16 protein-coding genes are annotated in these 23,201 nt (G+C 59.7%); 6 read left to right on the top strand and 10 right to left on the bottom strand.

Annotated features, from left to right (window positions below; all coding sequences use genetic code 11):
- The first annotated feature begins 1 nt into the window (after position 1).
- The 3 genes from IYV58_RS18680 to IYV58_RS18670 are packed head-to-tail and all read left to right on the top strand — an operon-like array spanning position 2 to position 2,820.
- Positions 2–1,159, top strand: a complete 1,158-nt coding sequence (locus IYV58_RS18680) for an ABC transporter permease (RefSeq protein WP_004122807.1) — start codon at positions 2–4, stop codon at positions 1,157–1,159.
- Entirely contained in the window at positions 1,152–2,099 is a 948-nt protein-coding gene (locus IYV58_RS18675; protein WP_004122804.1) for an ABC transporter ATP-binding protein, read from the top strand. The genes IYV58_RS18680 and IYV58_RS18675 overlap by 8 nt, the downstream gene beginning before the upstream one ends.
- Complete coding sequence (locus IYV58_RS18670) at positions 2,083–2,820, top strand: ABC transporter permease (RefSeq protein ID WP_004122802.1); 738 nt, start codon at positions 2,083–2,085, stop codon at positions 2,818–2,820. Before IYV58_RS18675 ends, IYV58_RS18670 begins: the two co-directional genes overlap by 17 nt.
- Here the strand turns inward: IYV58_RS18670 and IYV58_RS18665 are convergent.
- Both IYV58_RS18665 and IYV58_RS18660 read right to left on the bottom strand, forming a co-directional pair.
- Complete coding sequence (locus tag IYV58_RS18665) at positions 2,795–2,908, bottom strand: protein YohO (RefSeq protein ID WP_004103838.1); 114 nt, start codon at positions 2,906–2,908, stop codon at positions 2,795–2,797. The genes IYV58_RS18670 and IYV58_RS18665 overlap by 26 nt on opposite strands.
- 282 nt (positions 2,909–3,190) lie before the next feature.
- Positions 3,191–3,949: a MerR family transcriptional regulator gene (locus IYV58_RS18660; RefSeq protein ID WP_004122800.1), complete on the bottom strand. Its 759-nt coding sequence runs from the start codon at positions 3,947–3,949 to the stop codon at positions 3,191–3,193.
- A 210-nt stretch (positions 3,950–4,159) separates the two neighbouring features.
- Here IYV58_RS18660 and IYV58_RS18655 point away from each other — a divergent pair, with 210 nt between their 5' ends.
- The 3 genes from IYV58_RS18655 to IYV58_RS18645 are packed head-to-tail and all read left to right on the top strand — an operon-like array spanning position 4,160 to position 7,082.
- Positions 4,160–5,848 carry a sensor histidine kinase gene (locus IYV58_RS18655; protein ID WP_195729189.1) on the top strand — a complete coding sequence of 563 codons (1,689 nt, stop codon included), beginning with the start codon at positions 4,160–4,162 and terminating at the stop codon, positions 5,846–5,848.
- A complete protein-coding gene (gene btsR, locus IYV58_RS18650) occupies positions 5,842–6,561 on the top strand; it encodes a two-component system response regulator BtsR (RefSeq protein WP_049113730.1) in 720 nt (239 codons plus the stop codon). The genes IYV58_RS18655 and btsR overlap by 7 nt, the downstream gene beginning before the upstream one ends.
- Before the next feature lie 53 nt (positions 6,562–6,614).
- Entirely contained in the window at positions 6,615–7,082 is a 468-nt protein-coding gene (locus IYV58_RS18645; protein ID WP_004138601.1) for a YehS family protein, read from the top strand.
- Positions 7,083–7,193: 111 nt separating this feature from the next.
- Here the strand turns inward: IYV58_RS18645 and IYV58_RS18640 are convergent, their stop codons facing one another.
- The 8 genes from IYV58_RS18640 to metG all read right to left on the bottom strand — a co-directional run bounded on the left by IYV58_RS18640 (position 7,194) and on the right by metG (position 23,186).
- Positions 7,194–7,655: a YehR family lipoprotein gene (locus tag IYV58_RS18640; RefSeq protein ID WP_004122790.1), complete on the bottom strand. Its 462-nt coding sequence runs from the start codon at positions 7,653–7,655 to the stop codon at positions 7,194–7,196.
- Between the two features lie 12 nt (positions 7,656–7,667).
- Positions 7,668–9,674 (bottom strand): SWIM zinc finger family protein, encoded by a 2,007-nt coding sequence (locus IYV58_RS18635; protein WP_195729188.1) that lies wholly within the window; start codon positions 9,672–9,674, stop codon positions 7,668–7,670.
- Complete coding sequence (locus IYV58_RS18630) at positions 9,671–10,807, bottom strand: vWA domain-containing protein (protein WP_004122786.1); 1,137 nt, start codon at positions 10,805–10,807, stop codon at positions 9,671–9,673. Before IYV58_RS18630 ends, IYV58_RS18635 begins: the two co-directional genes overlap by 4 nt.
- Positions 10,807–13,092, bottom strand: coding sequence for a DUF5682 family protein (locus tag IYV58_RS18625; protein WP_123829089.1), 2,286 nt, complete (start codon positions 13,090–13,092; stop codon positions 10,807–10,809). Before IYV58_RS18625 ends, IYV58_RS18630 begins: the two co-directional genes overlap by 1 nt.
- 10 nt (positions 13,093–13,102) lie before the next feature.
- The gene (locus IYV58_RS18620) at positions 13,103–14,191 is read right to left on the bottom strand and encodes an ATP-binding protein (RefSeq protein ID WP_004122781.1); all 1,089 of its coding nucleotides are present in this window, start codon (positions 14,189–14,191) and stop codon (positions 13,103–13,105) included.
- A gap of 77 nt (positions 14,192–14,268) precedes the next feature.
- Entirely contained in the window at positions 14,269–17,283 is a 3,015-nt protein-coding gene (locus tag IYV58_RS18615) for a DUF4132 domain-containing protein (protein ID WP_195729187.1), read from the bottom strand.
- Between the two features lie 14 nt (positions 17,284–17,297).
- Complete coding sequence (locus IYV58_RS18610; RefSeq protein ID WP_195729186.1) at positions 17,298–21,011, bottom strand: WGR and DUF4132 domain-containing protein; 3,714 nt, start codon at positions 21,009–21,011, stop codon at positions 17,298–17,300.
- Positions 21,012–21,152: 141 nt separating this feature from the next.
- Complete coding sequence (gene metG, locus IYV58_RS18605; RefSeq protein WP_032741907.1) at positions 21,153–23,186, bottom strand: methionine--tRNA ligase; 2,034 nt, start codon at positions 23,184–23,186, stop codon at positions 21,153–21,155.
- Positions 23,187–23,201 lie beyond the last annotated feature (15 nt).

The raw sequence follows: 23,201 nt of genomic DNA, 5'->3' as shown, positions 1-23,201 counted from the left end.
CGTGACGATTCGTTGCGGTAACCGGGTTGCGCTGCTGCTTGCATGGCTATTGCTATTGGCGATGGCGCTGCCGTTTATTAGTTATGCGCCTAACCGTCTATTATCCGGCGAGGGGCGTTGGCTATGGCAGGTCTGGCCGTGGCTGGCGGGGGGGCAGGCGGCGGTCGCGCTGCTGATAGCGCTGCTGAGCTGGCGTTCCGGGCGCCTCCCGCTGCTGTTTATCTTCCTACTGGCGGATCTGCTGCTGCCTCTATTGCTGTGGGGGGCCGGCAGGGCGGCGGTGCAGCTGGCCCAGAACGGTTCTTCTTTGGCCCGCACCTCGCCGGGCAGCGGTCTGTGGCTGGCGCTGGCGCTTTGCCTGCTTATCGCCAGCGATGCGGTTCGTCGCCTGACCTCCCGCACCCTGTGGCGCTGGCTGCTAAATGCGCAAATCTGGCTGCTGCCCGCGCTGCTGCTGGGGCTCGGCGCGCTCAATGACCTCTCTTTGCTGAAAGAGTATGTCAATCGCCGCGATGTTTTTGACGATGCGCTGTCTCAGCATCTGATCCTGCTGTTCGGCACACTGCTGCCGGGGCTGCTGATTGGTATACCTGTTGGCGTTTGGCTCTGGCGGTATCCCCGCTGGCAATCGCCGGTTTTTGCGGTTCTCAACGTGATTCAAACCATTCCCTCCGTCGCGCTATTTGGCCTGCTTATCGCGCCGCTGGCCGGGCTGGCGCGGCAGTTTCCGACGCTGGCGCAGATCGGCGTTTCCGGGACCGGTATGACGCCAGCGCTGATCGCGCTGGTGCTGTATGCCCTATTGCCGCTGGTGCGCGGGGTGACGACCGGCCTGCAGCAGGTGCCGCGTGAAGCGCTGGAGAGCGCGGCGGCGATGGGGATGAGCGGCGGGCAGCGCTTTCGCCAGATACAGCTACCGCTGGCCTTGCCCGTACTGTTGCGCAGCCTGCGGGTGGTCAGCGTGCAAACCGTCGGTATGGCGGTAGTGGCGGCCCTGATCGGCGCGGGCGGTTTCGGCGCGCTGGTTTTCCAGGGGCTGCTCAGCAGCGCGCTGGATCTGGTGCTGCTGGGGGTAATCCCGACCATCGCGCTGGCGGTGGTGGTGGATGCGTTATTCGCGCTGTGGGGCGCATTACTGAAAGGAGCGGCCGGTGATTGAGTTTGACGGCGTCAATAAAGCCTTTGCCGGACAGCCTGCGGTGAAAAACCTCAATCTGCACCTGCGTGAGGGGGCATTTTCGGTGCTGATCGGCACCTCCGGTTCGGGGAAGTCGACCACGCTGAAGATGATTAATCGTCTGGTGGAACACGATAGCGGGACGATCCGTTTCGCCGGGCAGGATATCCGCCAGCAGCCGGTGCTCGAACTGCGCCGCAAAATGGGCTACGCCATCCAGTCCATCGGCCTGTTTCCCCACTGGACGGTGGCGCAGAACATTGCCACCGTTCCGCAGTTGCAGAAGTGGTCGCGACAGAAAACTCAGGCGCGGGTCGATGAACTGATGGCCTTGCTGGGGCTGGAGCCCGGCCTGCGCGAACGCTACCCGCATCAGCTGTCCGGCGGGCAGCAGCAGCGCGTCGGCGTGGCGCGCGCCCTGGCGGCCAACCCGGAAGTGCTGCTGATGGATGAACCCTTCGGCGCGCTCGATCCGGTGACGCGCGAAGCCTTGCAGCAGGAGATGATCCGTATTCATCGCCTGCTGGGACGCACGATAGTGCTGGTGACCCACGATATCGATGAGGCGCTGCGGCTGGCGGACCATCTGGTGTTGATGGATGGCGGCGAAGTGGTACAGCAGGGGGAGCCGCTGCATATGCTGCTTGAGCCGAAAAATGCGTTTGTGCAGACCTTCTTTGGCCGCAGCGAATTGGGCGTACGTCTGTTATCGCTGCGCGGCGTCGGTGATTATCTGCGCCGCGACGAGCGCCTGGCAGGGGATGCGTTAAACGTGGCGATGACCCTGCGCGAGGCGCTGTCGCAGTTCGTTGCCCATCGCCGCGAGGTGCTGCCGGTGGTTGATGAGCAGGGAGAGGCCTGCGGGACGCTGCATTTTGCCGACCTGCTGCGCGAGGAGGCCCGGCGTGAAGGCGCTGCGTGATCCGCTGCTGTGGCTCAGCGCCATGTTTATCGCGCTGCTGCTGGCGTTGCCCTACAGCGCGCCGCTGTTCAGCGCGCTGTTTCCCGAGCTGCCGCGTCCGGTTTATCAGCAGGAGAGTTTTGTCTCTCTCACCCTGGCGCACTTTTGGCTGGTGGCGCTCTCCAGCCTCGCGGCGACGATCGTAGGCGTCGGGGCCGGGATTGCGGTCACCCGTCCGGGTGGAGATGAGTTTCGTCCGCTGGTGGAGACCATCGCCGCAATGGGGCAGACGTTCCCGCCGGTCGCGGTGCTGGCGATTGCGGTTCCGGTGATGGGGTTTGGCTGGCAGCCCGCGCTTATCGCGCTGGCGCTGTATGGCATATTGCCGGTTTTGCAGGGCACGCTGGCCGGGATTGGGGCGGTACCGTCCGGGGTGTTAACTATCGCGCAGGGGATGGGGATGAGCGGCTGGCAGAGGCTGATGAAGGTTGAGCTGCCGCTGGCGGCGCCGGTGATGCTGGCCGGAATTCGTACCTCGACGATCGTTAATATCGGTACGGCGACCATTGCTTCAACCGTTGGTGCGAATACGCTCGGTACGCCGATTGTTATCGGCCTCAGCGGATTTAATACCGCTTATGTGATTCAGGGGGCGCTGCTGGTGGCGCTGGCGGCGATTATCGTCGACCGGGGGTTTGAACGGCTGAACCGGCGAGTCAGCCGACACCACCGCGAACAATAAATGAATAACCGGCCAGCATCACGCCGCCGATGCCGCTGATGGCCATAAATAAGAACAGGGTAATTACCGCAATTTTCGCTGGCTTCATAATAGGCTCCTGATGTTAACGCAGGGATTATACGGTGAAGCGCAGGTGTTAATAAAACATTAATTGCTTTTTAGCGACGACAATAACCCCGGCTTGCGCTGCGCTTAGCCGGGCTACGGTTCATTACCGTCTGCGGGCCGGTAGCCCGGGTAAGGCGTTTACGCCGCAACCCGGGGAATGTGCCGCGACGTAGCATTGCTGCGGCTGCTACCTGGCTTGCGCTGCGATTAGCCGGGCTACCGGGCCACAGATTGCGGGTAACCCGTAGCCCGGACAGGCGCGTCAGGCGCCGCCTCCGGGAGACGTGGCGGTGGCGTGATTGAGCCAGATAATCTGGCCCTGCTGCTCCCAGAGACGCATTTGGTTGACCTGAGCGCTACAGGGCGCTTCTCCACACCAGACCATCAGCGTACTCTCGGGGAAAAGCTCCGGCCGGAGTTGGTTTAGCGAATGGGCGAGAATATCCACCCGCCAGCCCTGCTCACTGGCTATCCATCCCTCCAGCCATAGCCGGGTAATATCGCTAACGTTCCAGCCAATAACCAGCGCATGGTTGCCGGGGTATTTTGCCGTGGATGAGAGACTGCGCGCGATATGATTAATCAGAATACCGTCAAGGATGCCACGCAGCGCCAGCAACGTCGGCTGCGGGCTAAGCAGGCGCTGGCGCAAAGGATTAATCAGGTGCTTGACCAGAATGTGCGCAGAGTCGCTGTGGTTGCGCTCCTTAAGCCACATGCGCAGGCGATGATAGCTACCGGTTTGTAAATAATCGAGCAGGATCTCCTGTTGAGCGCGCCAGCCGTCGGCAACCTCCTGCTCGTTATCCATCAGCAGCGTTTTCACTTTCCCGACCTGCACGCCGGAATCAATCCAGCGTTTAATTTCGCGAATGCGGTCTATTTCATATTCGTTGAACAGGCGATGACCGCCGTCGGTACGCTGAGGTTTCAGTAATCCGTAGCGCCGCTGCCAGGCGCGTAACGTCACGGGATTGATATCGCAAAGCTGGGCAACTTCGCCGATTGTATAAAGCGCCATTTTCTCCTCCCGCAGTGTTCTCCTCTATTAACTGTAGAAGCTGTTTGCCGAAGCGGGAATTTTTGTCTGTTTTTTGTACAGTGACGAACCGGCGAGACGCTGAAAAATGTGATCTTAACCATGAATTATCATTTTCATGTATTGCTTCAAAGAAAGTTATAAGCAAGCAGTGTATGTTACGCGCTTTCAAATGAAGTGTGGTCTGCGGGTATGTACGAGTTCGATCTGGTGTTGCTGCTGCTTCAGCAGATGTGCGTGTTTTTGGTCATCGCGTGGCTGATGAGCAAAACGCGGCTGTTCATCCCGTTAATGCAGGTCACCGTCCGACTACCGCACAAGCTGCTGTGCTACGTGACCTTTTCCATTTTCTGCATCCTCGGCACCTACTTCGGCCTGCATATCGAAGACTCGATCGCCAATACGCGGGCCATCGGCGCGGTGATGGGCGGCCTGCTGGGCGGCCCGGTAGTCGGCGGTTTGGTGGGGCTGACCGGCGGGCTTCACCGCTATTCGCTGGGCGGCATGACGGCGCTGAGCTGCATGGTGTCCACCATCGTTGAGGGGCTACTTGGCGGCCTGGTGCACAGCATTCTGGTCAAACGCGGGCGGCCGGATAAAGTCTTCAGCCCGCTTACCGCCGGCGCGATTACCTTTTTCGCCGAAATGGTGCAGATGCTGATTATTCTGCTTATCGCTCGCCCGTTCGAAGATGCGCTGCATCTGGTACAGAGCATCGCCGCGCCCATGATGGTTACCAACACCGTCGGGGCGGCGCTGTTTATGCGCATCCTGCTGGATAAGCGGGCGATGTTTGAAAAATATACCTCGGCTTTCTCAGCCACGGCGCTGAAGGTTGCCGCGTCGACGGAGGGGATCCTGCGTCAGGGATTTAACGAAGAGAACAGTATGAAGGTCGCGCAGGTGTTGATCCAGGAGCTGGATATTGGCGCGGTGGCGATAACCGATCGCGACAAGCTGCTGGCGTTTACCGGAATCGGCGACGATCACCACCTTCCCGGGAAACCCATCTCTTCGCTGTATACCCAAAAGGCGATAGATACCGGCGAAGTCGTTTACGCCGACGGCAACGAAGTGCCTTACCGCTGCTCGATTCATCCCAACTGTAAGCTGGGCTCGACGTTGGTTATCCCGCTGCGCGGCGAAAATCAGCGGGTGATCGGCACCATTAAGCTCTATGAAGCCAAAAACCGCCTGTTCAGCTCGATCAACCGTACGCTGGGAGAGGGGATTGCGCAGCTGCTGTCGGCGCAGATCCTGGCTGGTCAGTATGAACGGCAAAAAGCGTTGCTGACGCAATCGGAAATCAAACTGCTGCACGCGCAGGTGAACCCGCACTTCCTGTTCAACGCGCTGAATACGCTAAAAGCGGTGATTCGCCGCGATAGCGACCAAGCCGGGCAACTCGTGCAGTATCTGTCGACCTTTTTTCGCAAAAACCTGAAGCGGCCTGCGGAAATTGTTACCCTGGCGGATGAAATTGAGCATGTGAACGCCTATCTGCAGATTGAGAAAGCGCGTTTTCAGGCCAATTTACAGATTCAGATGCTGGTGCCCGAAGCGCTGGGACAGCATCAGCTTCCGGCGTTTACCCTGCAGCCAATCGTCGAAAACGCCATTAAACACGGGACTTCGCAGCACCTCGGGGTGGGCGAGATCAACATCCGCGCCAGTCAACACGAACGTTGGCTGCAGCTGGATATTGAAGATAATGCCGGGCTGTACCAGGACAAACCCAGCGCCAGCGGGCTGGGTATGAACCTGGTCGACCGCCGGCTGCGGGCGCGCTTCGGCGCCGACTGCGGGATCACCGTAACCTGCGAGCCGGAATGTTTTACCCGCGTCACGCTGAGACTGCCTGTGGAGGACAACGCATGTTAAAAGTATTAATTGTCGACGACGAGCCGCTGGCGCGTGAAAATCTGCGTATTTTGCTGGAGACACAGCCTGATATTGAGATCGTCGGCGAATGCGGGAATGCCGTCGAAGCGATTGGCGCGGTGCACAAACTGCGTCCCGATGTGCTGTTCCTGGATATCCAGATGCCGCGCATCAGCGGTCTGGAGATGGTTGGCATGCTCGATCCCGAGCATCGCCCCTATATTGTCTTCCTCACCGCGTTCGACGAGTACGCAGTGAAGGCCTTTGAAGAGCACGCGTTTGATTATTTACTGAAGCCGATTGAATCCACCCGGCTGGAAAAAACGCTGGTTCGTCTGCGCCAGGAGCGCAGCTTGCAGGATATGACCGTCCTCGACGATACTCAGCAGGCGCTGAAGTACATTCCCTGTACGGGACACAGCCGGATCTGGCTGCTGCAGATGGAAGATGTGGCCTTCGTCAGCAGCCGGATGAGCGGTATTTACGTCACCGACCGCGAAGGGAAGGAGGGCTTTACCGAGCTGACCCTGCGCACCCTGGAGAGCCGTACGCCGCTGCTGCGCTGCCATCGCCAGTACCTGGTGAACATGTCCCATCTCAAGGAGATCCGCTTTGAGGAGAACGGCCAGGCGGAGCTGCTGATGCGCGCCGGGCAAACGGTACCGGTCAGCCGCCGCTATCTGAAGAGCCTGAAAGAGGCGATTGGGCTGTAAAATGGCGGAATCGTGATAGACTGAGCGGCAGATTTTTTCATCATGAAGGCAATATGATCAGTAACGATATCTTACGTAGCCTGCGCTACACCCTGAAAACCAACAACAACGGCCTGGTCAGTATTTTTGCGCTGGCGGATGCGCCAGTGAGCGCGGAACAGCTGGTTCCCTGGCTGAAAAAAGAAGACGAAGAGGGGTTTGCGCGCTGCCCGGATATTGTGCTGTCCAATTTCCTTAACGGCCTGATTTACGCGAAGCGCGGTAAAGATGAATCCGCGCCGCCGCTCGCGGTCGAGCGCCGGGTCAACAACAACATCGTGCTGAAAAAGCTGCGAATCGCCTTCTCCCTGAAGACGGATGATATTCTCGCTATCCTCACCCAGCAGAAATTCCGCGTCTCCATGCCGGAAATCACCGCCATGATGCGCGCCCCGGAGCATAAAAACTTCCGCGAATGCGGCGACCAGTTCCTGCGCTATTTCCTGCGCGGGCTGACCGAGCGCGAACACGCGAAATCCTGATATGCCTCCCCCCAGCTTGCGGCGTAAACGCTTGAGCCGGGCTACCCGAAGACACAGCCCCGTCACCCGGCTCGCGTAGCGCTAGCCGGGAATTTTCCAAACCAGGCAGGGCTATTTCACTTCTTTAAATCCTTGCGATTTCAGCAATTTCTCCGACTCACTCAGTGAAATAAACTTTTGTGAACAGTCGGTAAAACTGGCCCCCGGCAGGTGACACAGCTCGCTGATTTTAGCCTGATTAAAGTCGATGGAGAGGTGCTCCTGGGCAGCGTGCTCTTTATAGTCGACGCTGTGGGTGACGCCTTTGATTTTGCTGTAGGCCGCGCCGATAGGGTCGATGACTTTACGTGCCTGCTCTTCGTTACTTACCCCGAGCGATTGATAGGGGATAATGTTATCCGCGTCCTGGCGGGTGACGACATCGCCTTTGTAGTGATAGGTGTAGGTCAGGTCAACGCCGTTGATCGTGTTGTTGAACGTTTTGACCTCATCTTTGTTGTTATCGCAGCCGACAAGCGTGGCCATCAATAGCGTTGCGCCCAGAGCGGCGATAATCCTGCGGTTAAATTTCATTATCATTCCTTGTTAATCAATCATCATCTCTAATTGTATACAGAGTTGCGCGATGGTGCTGAGCGTATCCTCGGAGGTGGCCGTTTCGCTCTCGCCCAGTTGGCGGAGCAGGCGCGCAAGATGGCTAAAACCAGCGTTTGCCAAATCGACGCTCAGCGTTTGAGCCTCGCGAAACAGACTCTTTTGCTGATAGCGCAGGCCGTTGTGCAGTATCTGGATCAGCAGCGTTCGGGCGCGCTGCAGCAGACTTTGGGCCAGCGAAGGCGGCGGTAATATATTACCAGCAGGCAGTGGCCCGACGGAAAGCGGTTCGGCGTTCAGCGCCCAGGCGCGGCTGCGGGTCATCATGACCAGCGGCTCCAGACAAAGCATCCCGCCGCTAAGGGTGACCAGCCCGGAAACCATCACCACCGGATCGTCCTGTTGTTGTAGCAGCGCCGCCATTCGCTCAACGGCATACGGCGCGCTGGCGCAGACGGGGAGAGACAGCTGCAAAAGGTTGTCTTGTCCTTCTCCGCTGAGCACTAGCGCATCCAGCGTTTGTCGGGCGGCGTCCCACCCAACGGCTACGCAGGAATCCACGGGTAAAATAAACAGATTATCAACCTGGTCTAGCGGGCGCACCCAGGCCGGATCGCGCTGGCGCAGATGCTCGCGCAGCGCTGCGGCGCCCGGCTGGCGCAGCGGCGCGCTGAGCAAAAGCCAGGCATCTTCGCTGAGCGGAACGTTGCTGCTCAGGCGGTGGCGCGCGCCCAGCAGCAGTTCGCCGCCGGCGTTACGGCTCGCGGATTGCGTAATAATTTGCCCGCCCGCCAGCGTACTGGCCTGAAAGCTAAACAGACGGCGTTGCCATAGCGGACTTTGCGCTCTTTCAGCCAGCGGCCAGCTGCGCGACAGATGCATAACGCTGCCGGTATCGGGATCGCTAAACCAGATGCATAAGCCGTAGCGATGGTTATCCTGCCAGCAGCGCATGCCCAGTGAAATAAGCCGCAGATGGTCGAGCTGGGCTTCGCCGGCGATCCCCAGACCGACGACGGTACGCCACGGCAGAGGCGGGGTCTGGCCGGTATCGGCAAGCTGCGCCATGTGGGCGGCGCTCTCAAGTCGGGCGTTAAGGCCTGCAAGCTGGGCGAGCAGTTGTTCAGGATGGTAATGGCTGGCGCGCTGCTCAAAAGCCGTGACGCCTTCACGCAGCTCGGCAAGCGCGGAGACGACCCAGCGCCAGTTAGCCGCCTGGGCTGCGCGCCGCGCGCGGGTGAACGCGGCCTCAAAGCCGATCGGCGGCTGGCTGACGCCGTTATGCCACAGCAACTGACTGAGCTGGCGCAGGCGAAGTCGACAGGTCTCGCCCTCGGGCGTATCAAAAGGCCCGCCGCGGGCGGCTATTTTACGACTGCGCGTTTGCCATACCAGATGCGTAAAGCCGGGCTGCTGGGCTTCAGCATCGGTAAAGGCCTGCACCGCCAGCGCCACGTGCTCGCACAGCGAACCGTCCACGCAGTCGCAGCGGGCAAAACGGATGCTGCTGCGGGAATAAAAACGCACGTCGCTCATCGGCAGCTTTGCCGACGGCGCTTCGTTTGGTCGGCAGAATAATTCCACCGTTATCCCTTTATCCGCCAGCTGTTGTGCCCGCTTCAGAATCGATTCGGGCAGGGTGGCCAGTTCTTTTTGCCACTGTCCGGGATGCCAGCGTTCGGCGCTTTCCGGTTCCGCTTCGGCGAGGGCATTGCCGGCGTTGGCGCGCTGATAGCTCAGGATGAGCATCACCCGGTGACGGCACATTCCGCTGGCGCCGCAGGTACAGCTGGACTCTTTGAGGGCCTGATCTTTTGCCAGCCGGGTACAGGTGCCGTCGCTAAACACGGCGGTAAGCGTACCGTCGTCATCCTGCTCCAGCTCGGGGATATTGCCGTTATCCAGCTCTTTCTGACCGCGCTTGACGAAACCGGCGTTGCTCAACGCCATGAGCGCCTGCGGCGTAAGTTCCAGTAGTTCAGGGCGTAAAGGAGTCATGATTGTAAATTCTCCGCCAGCCAGGAGGCCAGTTCACCGGGAGTCATGGCGGCAATTTGCGCCCCGACGTTGACCAGCGCCTGGGCCATATCGTGGTCATAGCAGGGAGACGCCGAGCTGTCTAACGCCGCCAGCCCGAGGACTTTGACGCCGCTTTGCGCGCACTGCTTCACCTGGTTTATCAACAGCGAGTTCGCGCCGCCCTCAAAAAAGTCGCTCACCAGTACAATGACGCTCTTGTGCGGTTGTTCAATCAGCTGACGCGCGTATTCTACGGCCTGAGCGATATTGGTGCCGCCGCCAAGCTGGACTTTCATCAGCAGTTCAACCGGGTCGGCAATGTCATCGGTCAGATCCACCACGCTGGTATCAAATGCCACAAGGTGGGTGCGAATGCCGGGCAACTGCCACAGGCAGGCGGCCATGACCGCCGAATGGATAACCGAATCCACCATCGAACCGCTCTGATCGACCAGTAAAATCAGCTGCCATTTTTCGCTGTGACGTTTAACGCGGCTGATAAATTTTGGCGCTTCAATGTACAGCTTGCCGCGCTGCGGATCCCAGTGCTTGAGATTGGCGCGCAGGGTTTGTTTGAAATCGAAATTGCGCGCCAGCGGAATGCGCGAGGGTCTTTGCCGGTCGCGCGTGCCGGAAAACGCCTGACGAACCTCTTTTGCCAGCCTGGCCATAATCTGCTCGACCACCTGACGTACCAGCTTACGGGCGGCGTTAAGCACTTCAGGATTCATCAGATGCTTTGTATGCAGCACCGCGCGCAGCAGGCTTTCGGAAGGCTCGATGCGTTCCAGCACCTCCAGATTAGTCACCACTTCGTCGATGCCGTAGCGCAGCACCGCATCGCTCTCCAGCCGCTCGATAACCGGCTGCGGAAAAAGTGTATGGATGGCGTTGATCCAGTCCGGCGTCGTCAGACTGGACTCGTCCAGTCCGCCCTGACGCTCGCCCCGCTGTAGCCGTTGCGGATCGCGGCCATAAAGCCACTCAAGCGCCTGGTCCATCCGGCGGGCGTGCTCATCAAGGCCGCCGAGGCTATTCTCGGCGGCCTGGCCCAGAATCAGCCGCCAGCGCTGGAGTTCTCGGATGGTCAGAATATCGGATAGCGTATTCATTAGCGTGCTCCCCAGCGGCTTAGCGCTGCCAGCGCCTGCTGTTCCCGCTGCTGGTGATAGATTAGCTGCCCTGGCGAGCAGGAAACCGGCGCCTGTAGGGCATGCGCCGGCAGCATGGTCAGGTGATAGTGATCCAGCACCAGGCGGGCCAGATCGCCGCGTTCCCGGGGCGGTAGCCAGCCCATCGCCGCTCGTAAATCCGGCAGCGCGAGAATAAACTCATCCTCCGTCAGCCTGGCGAGGAGCTCGCTGAATCCGGCGATAAAGGCGGGCTGACAGGCAAGCTGGTGGCGCGCCAGCGCCAGCAAACCGTGGGCCGCTTCCCCCAACGATGCCGGAGGGAGCTGCGTTAGCAGGGTCAGCGCCGTTTCGGCGGAGGCGGCGGGATGTTCAAGGCGAATCAGCGCGCCGAGCGCCGCCCCGCGGTCAAGCGGTGCGGCGTCAAACGCGTGAATACGCCGCTCAAACAGCGCCATGGCGGCGTTGAGTGAAATCCCGGGTAAAACGGTACCGCTATGTATATCGCGCAGGATATGGCACAGGGCCCGCCAGCTATGCAGATGGGCGTGAAACTGCTTTTCGTCGGCAACGCCGCTGGATTCGCAGAGCCACAGCGTCCGGTCAAGGGCCGCGCAGAGCGCGATCTCCAGCACCTCGGCGTTCTGCATGCCGCTGCTGTCATCCCGCTGCCACAGGGCGTAAAGCACCTCCAGCGCCGGACCCATTTCCGCAAACCGGCTCTCTTCGGCAATCAGCTGCGCCAGCTGTTCCAGCAGCTGCTGGCTAAAGGTGGAGAGCCCCGCCAGCGCTGCCTGATTCAGGCTGGCGGCGAGGCTTTTGATGCCAAAAGAGGCGAGAATATCCGCTTCCAGCCGCTGGCGCGCGGCCTCCGCAAGGGACGCGCCGTAGCGGGAGGCTTCAATCAGGACAGCATGCTGCTCCATGGTCCGAAACAGAGCCCAGCGCTCTTCGCCGTCGCCGGAAAGCGTCACAGCGCTGCCCGTTCGCTGCTGGAACCCGGGGATCTCGAGGATAGACAGGCGGTGCAGCACCTGACTTTTGGCTAATCCACCGGGCTCAAAGCGGTTGAGATTCAGGTTTGAAGGTAGGGAAATTCCGACCCGCGTCAGCTCGCGATCGACGTCCTGCGGCAGCGGCGGCAGCGGTGTTTCCTGAGCGAGCTTGCCGAAACCGGCTCCCGCCAGCGCGTCAACGATGGTCAGCAGAATAGGATCGGTTTGCGGATGTATCACGCCGCGGTAGCTCCACGGCAGCGGGGCGTTCAGCGCTTCTTTAATCAATGAACCTGCCAGCGCGTCAAGCCAGTCGCAGCGCAGCGGCCAGGCATGGCCGCGCATCTGCGCCAGCGCCATAGCGCGCAGGTGGGCGGCAGCCAGATCTGCCGTTGAGGCCGGAAGACGATGCTGACGCAGGCGGGTAAGGATGGTTTTCAGCAGTTGTTCCCCGGCCCGCCGCTGGCCGAAGTGCCAGCACCAGTTTTGCCACACCGGCGCCGGCATACCGGAAAGATAGCCCGCCAGCACGTCCAGCCGCTTTTCGCTATAGGGGGTCAGATAGCTGCCGGTGACGCTACCGGGCGTTGGAGGGGGCGGAGATTCCGGCTCCCTCTCCTGCGCCAGGCAATTGCGCCAAAGAGCTTTCAGCGCCGGCGCGTGCCAGCCGCCGCAGATCGCCACCACCGGGCCATTATTTTGCTGCATTGCCCATGCCAGCCAGCGGGCCATATAGTCTTCCCGCTGCCGGCTGTTTTCGCCGCCGCTGCTGTCGCCGCGCAGCTGGATAAAGTACGTCTCCAGCGCCTGCTCCAGTTCGGCGCTCTGGGTTTCATCTTCAAACAGATGATCCCACAGCGTGTCGCTATTCTCCATTCCGCTGGCTTCGAGCAGACGCTGCTGCTCATCGACGCGGCGAGCGTCGGAGACATCGCTGTCGTCTTGTTCCTGCGCCCAGGCAGGCAAATCGATAAAGCGGATTTGAGCTCCGACCGCTCGAGCGGCCAGCAGGGCCTGCCACTCCGGGGAGAATTCGGCGAACGGCGTCCAGGCGCCGCGTCCCGCCGCGCCGCCATCCTGAGACTGACAGTAGCTATAAATGGCGATAGGCAGCTGATGAGATAAAAACAGCTCATCCAGACGCTGGTTAAAATCCACCGGACCTTCAATCAGAACGTAGCCCGGACGCGTATGTTCTATGCGTTCTTTCACCAGCCTGGCGCAGGCCGGACTGTGGTGGCGAACGCCGATAATTAACGGCTGCTCTGGCATGCGTGTTCCCTCACGGCAGGCGGTGGCGGGCCTGATAGTAGGCCTGCCAGTGGGCTTCTTTGTGCGAGCCGACGCGTTGTTCAAAATAGCGGCGCAGGCGGGCGCGATCGTCTTCGTTATCTTTGACGATGGTACCGGCGATGCAGTCTACCAGGTCGGCGGGTTCGCCGGCGCGACCGGCCAGGAACCACGCTCGCACGCCGACGGCGTGGGCGACGTTGACCGCTTCGGCGGTGGACATAATGGCGTTGAGGGTGTCCATCGAGGTTTTCTTACTCCCTTCGGCGCGCAGATCGCGGAAGGTCTGGACCAGCAGTTCCAGTACCGCATCAGGAACTTTGTGCGGGATGCCGCTATGCTCCAGCAGGCGGGCCGAAGCGTTAGCCACCAGCTCCAGCTCCTGCTGAAAGTCCATAATCGGAAAGACGGTTTCGAAGTCGAAGCGGCGTTTCAGCGCCGCGCTCATTTCGTTAACCCCGCGATCGCGAGTATTGGCGGTGGCAATAATATTAAACCCGGCGCGGGCGTACAGCTGACTATCGTCGCCGGTGAGTTCCGGGATCGCCATCACGCGGTCAGAAAGCATCCCCAGCAGGCAATCCTGAACCTCCAGCGGCGTGCGGGTAATCTCTTCAAAGCGGACGATTTTGCCATCGCGCATGCCCTGATACAGCGGGGCGGGAACCAGCGCCTGCGTCGACGGGCCCTGGTTTATCAGCAGCGCATAGTTCCAGGCATATTTGATTTGATCTTCGGTAATCGCCGCACCGCCCTGAATGGTGAGCCCGGCGTCGCCGCAGATAGCGGTAGCCAGCAACTCAGAGAGCAGCGATTTTGCCGTACCTGGTTCTCCCACCAGCATCAGACCCCGCCCGGTCGCCAGCGTCACCAGCATGCGTTCGACGGCGGCCGGGCTGATGACCACTTTACGGCTGATGTCGCGTGCGCTATCGCCAAGAATAAACGCGCGCGCCGCAGGCAGGCTTAGCTGCCAGCCGGGCGGGCAGGGGAAGGGGTCATTCTGTTGCAGCCGCGCGAGCTCATCGGCGTACAGGACGGCGGCTGGGGGACGCTGAAGATGTTGTTCCTGTTGTATCATCGTTTCTTCCTTAAAGAGACCGCGGTAATGGGAGCGTTTTTATCCTATGTGCAGCGAATAGCGTAAATGCGCTTTGCTTATCCACGGAAAATGATCTCAATCGTGCTTAGCGCCTCGCTGAGATCCTGTGGATCGAGCTGTGAGAACGCAGCGGGTCGTTCGCCATCATAGAGTCTGATGGCGGCAAACCGCTGAGGAGCCTTCGCATCCATGTTGTAGTGCACGAACCCTGGCGTGACTTCCAGAATCAGTCGATGCCGCCCGACATCGTAGCAGAAACGGTTTTCAGCGCCCTGCCACCAGCCGCGGCTGCGGATGCCCAATAATTGCCCGCAGGTTGTTGATTTTCCCTGCCAGCGCGTAAGCTCGCTGCGGGCGGTTTCTTCCGCCAGCAGCTGCACCGTCTGGCGCGTCAGCTGGCGGAACGGTGGCAATAGCTGATAATCGGCAAAAATTTGGCTAAATGCTGCCTGCGTTGCGTCATCCATTTCCAGCGGATGAGCAAGACCGAACAGCGCCTGTTCCGGTAGAGCGATAGGGTCATCCTGGCCATCGCAGAATTCCCCTTCCGCGGCGACGCGAAAGGCGTTGAGCAGACGACGGGGTTCACTGGCGGCGTAGATTCCCCATACCAGGCGCCGGGTCAGATTGTTGGTCAGCGGATGATCGACAAACAGCGATTGAAACTCCGTTCGCGTCCAGCGCCGCGCCAGCCGCAGGGCGTTTTCCAGATGCGGCAGCAGGCGTTTGGCTACCTGGGCTGCGTCTTTTTTCAGGCCTTTCAGCCTGGCCAGCGCTTCCGCAGCTTTTACCTGGTCATCTTCGGCGCGCAGGCGCGGCAGGCTCTTTTGCCGCGCTCCCTGCTGGTCGTAAATCACCGGCAGCAGATTTTCATCAAAACGGACATAAAAGCCGCGGCAACCAAAATCAAAAGCCAGCGTTTGGGGATCGTCCAGCCCCAGCGTAGGCGTTAGCCGATCCTGCAGCTGCTCTTCGCTGAGATCGCGGGCTTCGGCGACCTCTTTAAGAGACTGCCCGGCGCTTTCGCGCAGCGGGCGGGATTTGGCGCGCTGCGCGATGTGGTGCAGCTGCAGCAGCGCCATATCGCTGCCGATGCGGGTGAGAAGATGCAGCCCGCTGGCGGCGCGGGCGGATTTCCCTTCCTGCGGCCAGGCCAGGATAAGCTGGGTTAAATCACGCACCGTCGCTTCATCGCCAAAAATCCCCAGCGCCTGAAACGCCCAGTTCTCTTTGGCCGGGGCTCCGGCAGTCTGCCATGCGCTAAATAAATCCCAGACGAAAGCGGCCAGCGATTGGGGCTGGCAGGCGGCTTTGACTAAATCCAGTCCGCCGTAATGATGGCCGCCCTGGGCGAAGCGCAGCATTTCGCCGAAGATCTCCAGCGCATCGTCGGTCAACGGCTGGTCGGTGCCGATAAGCCGCGGCCTGCGCCAGAGCGTCGGTTGCCAGAAGTCAGGCGCTTTGGGAATGCGAACAGGGTAGTTGTCCAGCGGATCCTGCGTCAGCAGCTGTTCCAGCTCCGCCCACAGCGCCGGTTCGTTCCAGCGTTGTGCTACCGCTTTCAGCCGTTCATGGTGGCCTTCCTGGTACAGCAGACGCAGCGCGTTAATAGCCGCCTCGCGGCTATCGCCCGCTTTATCGAACGCCAGTGGGATTAACGCGGCGGCTGCGTGCTCCGGCCACTGCAGGAGCCACTGACGAGCCAGTTGGCTGTGCGCCTGCAAGCGTCGCCAGACGCGGGCCATCGGTAGCGCCAGCTCCGTTGCGCCGAGATGCGTCAGCAGGGGGAAGATCTCCTTTGGCCGATGCTGCAACGCCAGCAGCAGGCCGGGTAGGGCATCGGTCCCAAGAATACTCAGCGCATATTCGGTGCCGACAAATCTAAATTTCGCGTCATTGATGCCCTGCCAGGCCGCCAGCGCCCGTTCGCGAGGCAGCTGCATAAGCAGATAAAGATTCCAGCAGTCGTTGGGGTTGTAGGCTTTTACCAGGTAATCCCCCCATGCCTCCAGTAGCGTAGCGATATCGAAGTTTTGCAGTGCGTGGCAGGCGTTGCCCCACCAGACATATCGATGAAAATATTTCTCCGTATCGAAATGGTCCCGCTTGCCGCATAACGTGTACTGGTGGAACAGGTATTCAATGCTCTGAAAGCCCAGCTCCTGCATGACGATAGTGCTACCTATGCTGGCGAGACGTTCATCGAGTGGAAGGTTATTAAAGAAACAGGCGGGTTTGCTGGCAGCCAGCGCTTCCCGCTCTCCTGGCTGCCAGTACTCCTGCGGCGCAACGGTTAGCGACGTTAGCGCAAAACGCGGGGACGCGGCTTTTTTCTTTTTGCTGCGCCACGGCGGCGAGCGCAGGATCTCCGGCAGGCAGGAGCGATCGGTTGCCAGCGTAACGTCTGAAGGCATCGATGGTCGGCTGGCCGCCAGAAGTTCCTGTGCCTTCGTGCTTAGCCAGGGCGTAACCTGCTCAGCCAGCTGAGGATGCGTATTGAGCAGCGTCCGCAGCAGCGTTCTCCAGCTCTCTTCACGCTTTTTCTCTGCGATCTCAGGATAGCCCGGACACGCGGGCGGTTCCGGCAGCGCCAGCAATTCCGCTACAGCGGCCAGAGCGGCGTGGGGATATTTCTTAGCGAATGTTGACACGCGCTGCTGGCTGGATTTGTTTTTATCCGCCACCAGCAGCAGCAGCCGGATAGCCTGCGGATGGTTAATTTGCGCCAGCAGGCTGCCGCAGTCATCCCGGTACGCGTATAGCGCCAGCCTGGAGATCGCCGCCAGCGCGCGGGCGGGCATTGCCGGTTTGGCTACGCCCACATAGCCGAACGCCTGTGCAATAGCCTGCCGCCATTCGGCAGTGCATGTTTCATAGTCCCACGTAAGGGCCTGAATATGTTGATAGCGCGAGGGAATATCGTTCGCCAGTCGTTGCAGGCGTCCCTCTTCGACCGGCGGTACCGGGTCGCCAGACCAGCGGCGATGGCTTAACGGTTGTTTGCCCTTTTTAAAGGACAGCTCCAGCTGCGCGTCATCCGCCAGCCATGGCGGGAGTGCTGTGTTGTGCATAAACGTTCCTTGTGTTACTCAAACAGTCCGTCAATATCGTTAATCAATTCGCTAATGGTGACTTTATCCAGCACCGAAAAGGTTGCCTGCTGATGGCCGTTGCTGCCCCATCCGTACTGCCGGGCGCTTCCGGAAAAAAGCCAGACTTTCGTTAACTGCTGCTCCGCGCTGAGTTCATCAGGCAGCATACCCACGGCGAAACCTTCGTCAATCTCCATCACCAGCGCCCACTGTCCCAACGGTTTTAGCATCCAGCCGATCCAGCCCGCATCCTGCGGGTCGCCGCGCAGCCAGCCTTTATTCGCCAGCCCGATCACCCGGCCGCTCGGGCACTTGCGCCCGGCCCAGCGGGTCAGTTCGCTGGCCGTCAGCTCGTCCGGGGTCAGGGTATAACAGTTGCGATCGAGCTGACGGAACGGCGGCAGCAGTTCATAGTCGGCAAACAGCTGGCCAAAGGCGGCTGCATCCTCCGGGGACATTTCCAGCAGGTGCGGAAGGCCGATATGAATGTTGCCTTCCGGCAGGGTGAAGAGGTCGTCATCGGCGTTACCGTAGCTGTTGTCCTCCGCCACGCGGAAGCAGGCCAGCAGGTTGTTTTCCTCACCGTATACGCCCCAGATAAGGCGACGGGTGAGATGGCGCACCAGCGGATGATTAACCAGGAACAGGTTGAAGTTTTCCACCGTCCAGCGACGACGCTGGCACATGGCTGACTCCATCCGCGCAATTTGCTGGGCGGCAATTGTACGGGCGTCTTTTTTCAGAGCCTTGTAGCGATTAACGGCCTCGGCGGCCAGCGCGCTATCGTCGCTTTTATTCGGTTTCGGCAGGTCTTTAAGGCGGCTGCCGTTTTCATCGCGCACGTAGGGTTTAAGCGCTTCATCAAAGCTCACGATAAAGCGCCGCGGGCCGAAATCGAGGGTGAGCGTTCCATCATCGTTGAGCCCCAGATCCGGAGCGAGGCGATCTTCCAGCTCTTCCACGGTGAGCCCGCGGCTTTCGGCGATCTCACCGATTTTTTCTCCCGCGCGCGCCTGCAGCGCCTTAAATTTCAGCTTTTGGGCGATACCGTTTAGCTGCATCAGGGCGATATCGCTACCGATGGCGGCGAGAATATCCAGCCCGACAGTGGCGCGTTTATGTTGAGATTCTCCCGGCCACGCCCGGATCAGCGGCGTCAGCTGCCGGGCGGTATCGTCGTTGCCGAAGATACCGAGCGTGGTAAAGGCCCAGCTCTCTTTCGACGGTGCCCCGGCGGTTTGCCAGGCGCTGAACAGATCCCAGGCGAAGGCGGCGAGTGATTCCGCGGTGCAGAAATCTTTAACCTGCTGCAGCCCGGGATAAATACCTTCCTCTAACGGGAAGCGCAGCATTTCACCAAGCGATTTTAACGCCGTATCCGGGAGAGCCAGGCCATTTCCCCGCAGCAGCGGCCGTGCCCACAGCCCTGGCTGGTAAAACGCCGGGAGGGGCGGAATTTTGGTCGGATAGTTATCCAGCGGGTCGAGCGCCAGCAGGGCGCCGACGGCCTCCGCTACCTCCGGCTGGTGATAGCGCCGCGCGACCTCTTCAAGCAGCGGCTGATGGCCCTTCTCTACCAGCATACGGATTGCCAGACGCGCGCTATCCTGCGCTTCGCCCGCTTTGCCGAAGGCGGCGGGCAGCAGGCCGGTAATGGCGTGTTCCGGATAGGCCAGTAGCCACTCGCGCGCGCCTTCACGCAGCGTTTTGAGCTTGTTAAAGGCGCGGGCGATCATCGGGGCGATTTCGCTGGCGGCAAACCAGATAGCGACCGGTAAATTTTCCTGCGGATAGCGTGAAAGAGAATGGATAAAACCCGGCAGCCCGGCAAGACGCAGGTACGTCATCACATATTCCGCCCCGGTGTGCGGTTCTTTACTGAGCGCGTTCCAGGCCTGAAGCGCCTGCTCAGCGGGCAGCGCGGCGAGCATATAAAGATTCCACTCTTCCTGGCGAAAAGTACGGGAACTTTTAAATTCCGTAATCAGTGCCGGGTAGTCCTGCCGCTGCCAGGCATCCACAATGGCGTCGGATATGTCTTCAAAACGGTGACCATTCCAGCGCTGGAAGCCTAACTGGCTCAGGTATTTTTTTTCTCCCTTTCCTGTGCCCATCTCCACCTGATGTGCGTACCAGCTATGTTGTTTGAGGAGCTGCTTGCTTGCTTCTTCCGTCAGCATACAGACCGGTTCTATAGTAAGCGGCGTTAAGCTCAACTGGGGAACAGGGGATTTTTTCTTTTTCGCTATCCATGGTGGGGATACCAGTACCGCTGGCAGCATATCGGCGCTGGCGCAATCGGCCTGCTGGTTTAATTGCTGCAGGCAGGATTCCAGCAGCGTGACGGCCCGCGCCGAGAGCCACGGCAAAATTTGCCCGGCCAGCTGCCGATGGGTGCTCAGCAGGGTCATCAGCATGATGCGCCAGCGTTTCTCTTCTTTTTGCGTCAGCAGTTCGGCCAGTGCCGCCATCGCCGCGTGGGGGAAGCGGAGGCTGGCCTGAGACATCCGTTCGTGGCAGCGTTTTCCTTGTTCGCTCACGCGGATCAGTTGCATCAGCGCCTGCGGATGGTTTACCTCGCTGACCAGTTCTCCGCACAGGTCATCGTGCACGTAGGGGGCGAAGCGGGCGATGCCGGCAACGCCCTGTTCGCGCATCACCGTCGCGTTCCAGATGCTGCCGTGGTAGTAATCGTTAAACAAATTTTCCGCCTGATAAGGCTCCAGCGCTTTTACCAGCTGCGGGTCGCGGACCACCAGCTTAAGCCATTCCGCGGTGCGGACATTTTTATGCGCCAGCACCCGACGCGCAATGTCGTCAACAATATCCTGGCGCTCTGGCAATAAGATGGCGACCAGAGGCAGCTGCCCGACGGGCATATCCGCCAGGGCGGCGATCAGTTTATCTACGCACTTTTGCCAGAGCGGCTCTTCGGCCTGGGCCAGATGGGCGCGCAGACGAACGTCGAGTAAGCTCGGCCCCCTCGCGACGGTAGGCTCTGAATGGAAGGTCACCTGCACGGTTTGATAATTATATTCAAATTCAATGTGCTGCAGGGCGATAAACGTGTCGACGGCATATTCCAGACCGTAGACGTAAACAATTTCGTCCATCAGGTTGGCATTATCGCCGCTGCGCCAGCCCCGGCGGGTCGCAACGGCAACCTGTATCGCCAGCGCCGCAGGCGAGAGCGGGCCATCGGTAAGGGCGTCGTTGATGGTTTGCTGCCAGTAGGCCGAGCAGTCGGCGCAGTTGAAGGTGACGGTTTTTCCTGATTGCTGATGAATCGCTTTCCCGAGGTCCATTAGTTCGTTATCTTCCGGGGCCGCGATGGGGTTACCGGGAAAGAGGCGAGAAGGGAGCGCTTTTTCAAGCAGCTCATCGGATAAAAGCAGTTCGCCATCGTCCGCCAGCCACGGGCGGGTGATGTCCGCAGGCGTTAAGGCGTATTCGGGCTGCGGGGCGGCTGATGGAGATGCGGGTAAGGCAGGCCGCTCGGTGTGAGTATCTTCAACGTAGCCTTTGCGGATTTTTTCGTTAATCAATTTGACTTCAGTCTTGCTGGCCGCCGCCGCGTCGGCAAAGGTTTTGATCTGGCTCTGCCCGTTTGTGCCAACCTTGCCCCAGCTTAGATGCAGCTCGTGGCCCTGTTGCTCAATCGTCCAGAATTTATGTGATTTTTCGTCATGATAAATAAAGGTTTTCATCAACGTCCCTGTGTTTTTATCCAGCCTGGCGTTGATGCTAACAGCTATTGACAGGAACACCGAGGGTGGGGGTAGCAAGAATACAATTTTCAGAATTCATAAAATAAAAAAAGCGCTGCCGGAGCAGCGCTTTATGCGTCATTACTTGACCTGCTGGCCCGGCTGAGCGCCGCTGTCCGGGCTTAACAGGAAGATATCTTTCCCGCCAGGACCCGCGGCCATCACCATACCTTCAGAGATGCCGAAGCGCATTTTACGCGGCGCCAGGTTAGCGACCATCACCGTCAGGCGGCCAATTAGCGCCTGCGGATCCGGGTAGGCGGAGCGAATACCAGAGAAGACGTTGCGCTTCTCGCCGCCGAGATCCAGCGTCAGGCGCAGCAGTTTGTCGGAACCGTCGACGAACTCGGCGTTTTCAATCAGCGCGATGCGCATATCCACTTTGGCGAAATCGTCAAAGGTAATGGTTTCCTGAATCGGATCGTCCGCCAGCGGGCCGGTGACCGGCGCTGACAGCGCTTTGACTTCTTCTTTCGACGCTTCAACCAGCGCGTCAACCTGCTTCATCTCGATGCGGTTATAGAGCGCTTTAAAAGCGTTAACCTTGTGACCGAGCAGCGGCTGCTGGATAGCATCCCAGCTCAGTTCGCCGTTGAGGAACGCTTCGGCGCGGGCGGCCAGCTGCGGCAGGACCGGCTTCAGCCAGGTCATCAGCACGCGGAACATATTCAGGCCCATGGTGCAGATGGCCTGCAGGTCGGCGTCGCGCCCTTCCTGTTTAGCCACCACCCACGGCGCCTGCTCGTCAACGTAGCGGTTTGCTACGTCGGCCAGCGCCATGATTTCGCGGATCGCCTTACCGAACTCGCGGCTGTCCCACGCTTCGCCAATGCTTGTTGCCGCATCGGTAAAGGTTTTATACAGCTGAGGATCGGCCAACTCTGAGGACAGCATGCCGTCGAAACGCTTGTTGATGAAACCGGCGTTGCGCGAGGCGAGGTTCACCACCTTGTTGACGATATCGGCATTAACGCGCTGCACGAAGTCTTCCAGGTTCAGGTCGATGTCATCGATACGCGACGAGAGCTTGGCGGTGTAGTAGTAGCGCAGACTGTCGGCGTCAAAATGATTCAGCCAGGTGCTGGCCTTAATAAAGGTGCCGCGCGACTTGGACATCTTGGCGCCGTTGACCGTCACGTAGCCGTGAACGAACAGGTTGGTCGGTTTGCGGAAGCTGCTGCCTTCCAGCATCGCCGGCCAGAACAGGCTGTGGAAGTAGACGATGTCTTTACCGATAAAGTGATACAGCTCGGCGGTGGAGTCTTTCTTCCAGTATTCGTCGAAGCTGGTGGTATCGCCGCGCTTGTCGCACAGGTTCTTGAAGGAACCCATGTAGCCGATCGGCGCGTCCAGCCAGACGTAAAAATATTTACCCGGCGCGTTCGGGATTTCGAAGCCGAAGTACGGCGCATCGCGGGAGATATCCCACTGCTGCAGCCCGGACTCGAACCACTCCTGCATTTTATTCGCCACCTGCTCCTGCAGCGCGCCGCTGCGGGTCCACGCCTGCAGCATTTCGCTGAACGACGGCAGGTCGAAGAAGAAGTGTTCAGACTCGCGCATCACCGGCGTCGCGCCGGAGACGACCGATTTCGGCTCGATAAGCTCGGTTGGGCTGTAGGTCGCGCCGCACACTTCGCAGTTATCGCCGTACTGATCCGGTGATTTGCACTTCGGACAGGTGCCTTTTACAAAACGGTCCGGCAGGAACATGCCTTTTTCCGGATCGTAGAGCTGAGAGATGGTGCGGTTTTTGATAAAACCGTTCTCTTTCAGGCGCGTATAGATAAGCTCCGACAGCTCGCGGTTCTCGTCGCTGTGCGTGGAGTGATAGTTGTCATAGCTGATGTCGAAGCCAGCAAAATCGGTCTGATGCTCCTGACTCATTTCGCCAATCATCTGTTCCGGGGTGATACCGAGCTGCTGCGCTTTCAGCATGATCGGGGTGCCGTGGGCGTCGTCGGCGCAGATGAAGTTGACCTCATGGCCGCGCATTCGCTGGTAACGGACCCAGACATCAGCCTGGATGTGCTCCAGCATGTGGCCGAGGTGGATTGAGCCGTTTGCGTACGGCAGCGCGCACGTTACCAGAATTTTCTTCGCGACTTGAGTCATAGTGGGCATTACATC

Origin of the sequence: Klebsiella sp. BDA134-6, assembly GCF_015601345.1 — a bacterium.
Classification (GTDB): domain Bacteria; phylum Pseudomonadota; class Gammaproteobacteria; order Enterobacterales; family Enterobacteriaceae; genus Klebsiella; species Klebsiella grimontii.
The sequence above is the reverse complement of the archived record's forward strand: the minus strand, read 5'-3'. Positions and strand labels throughout refer to the sequence as shown.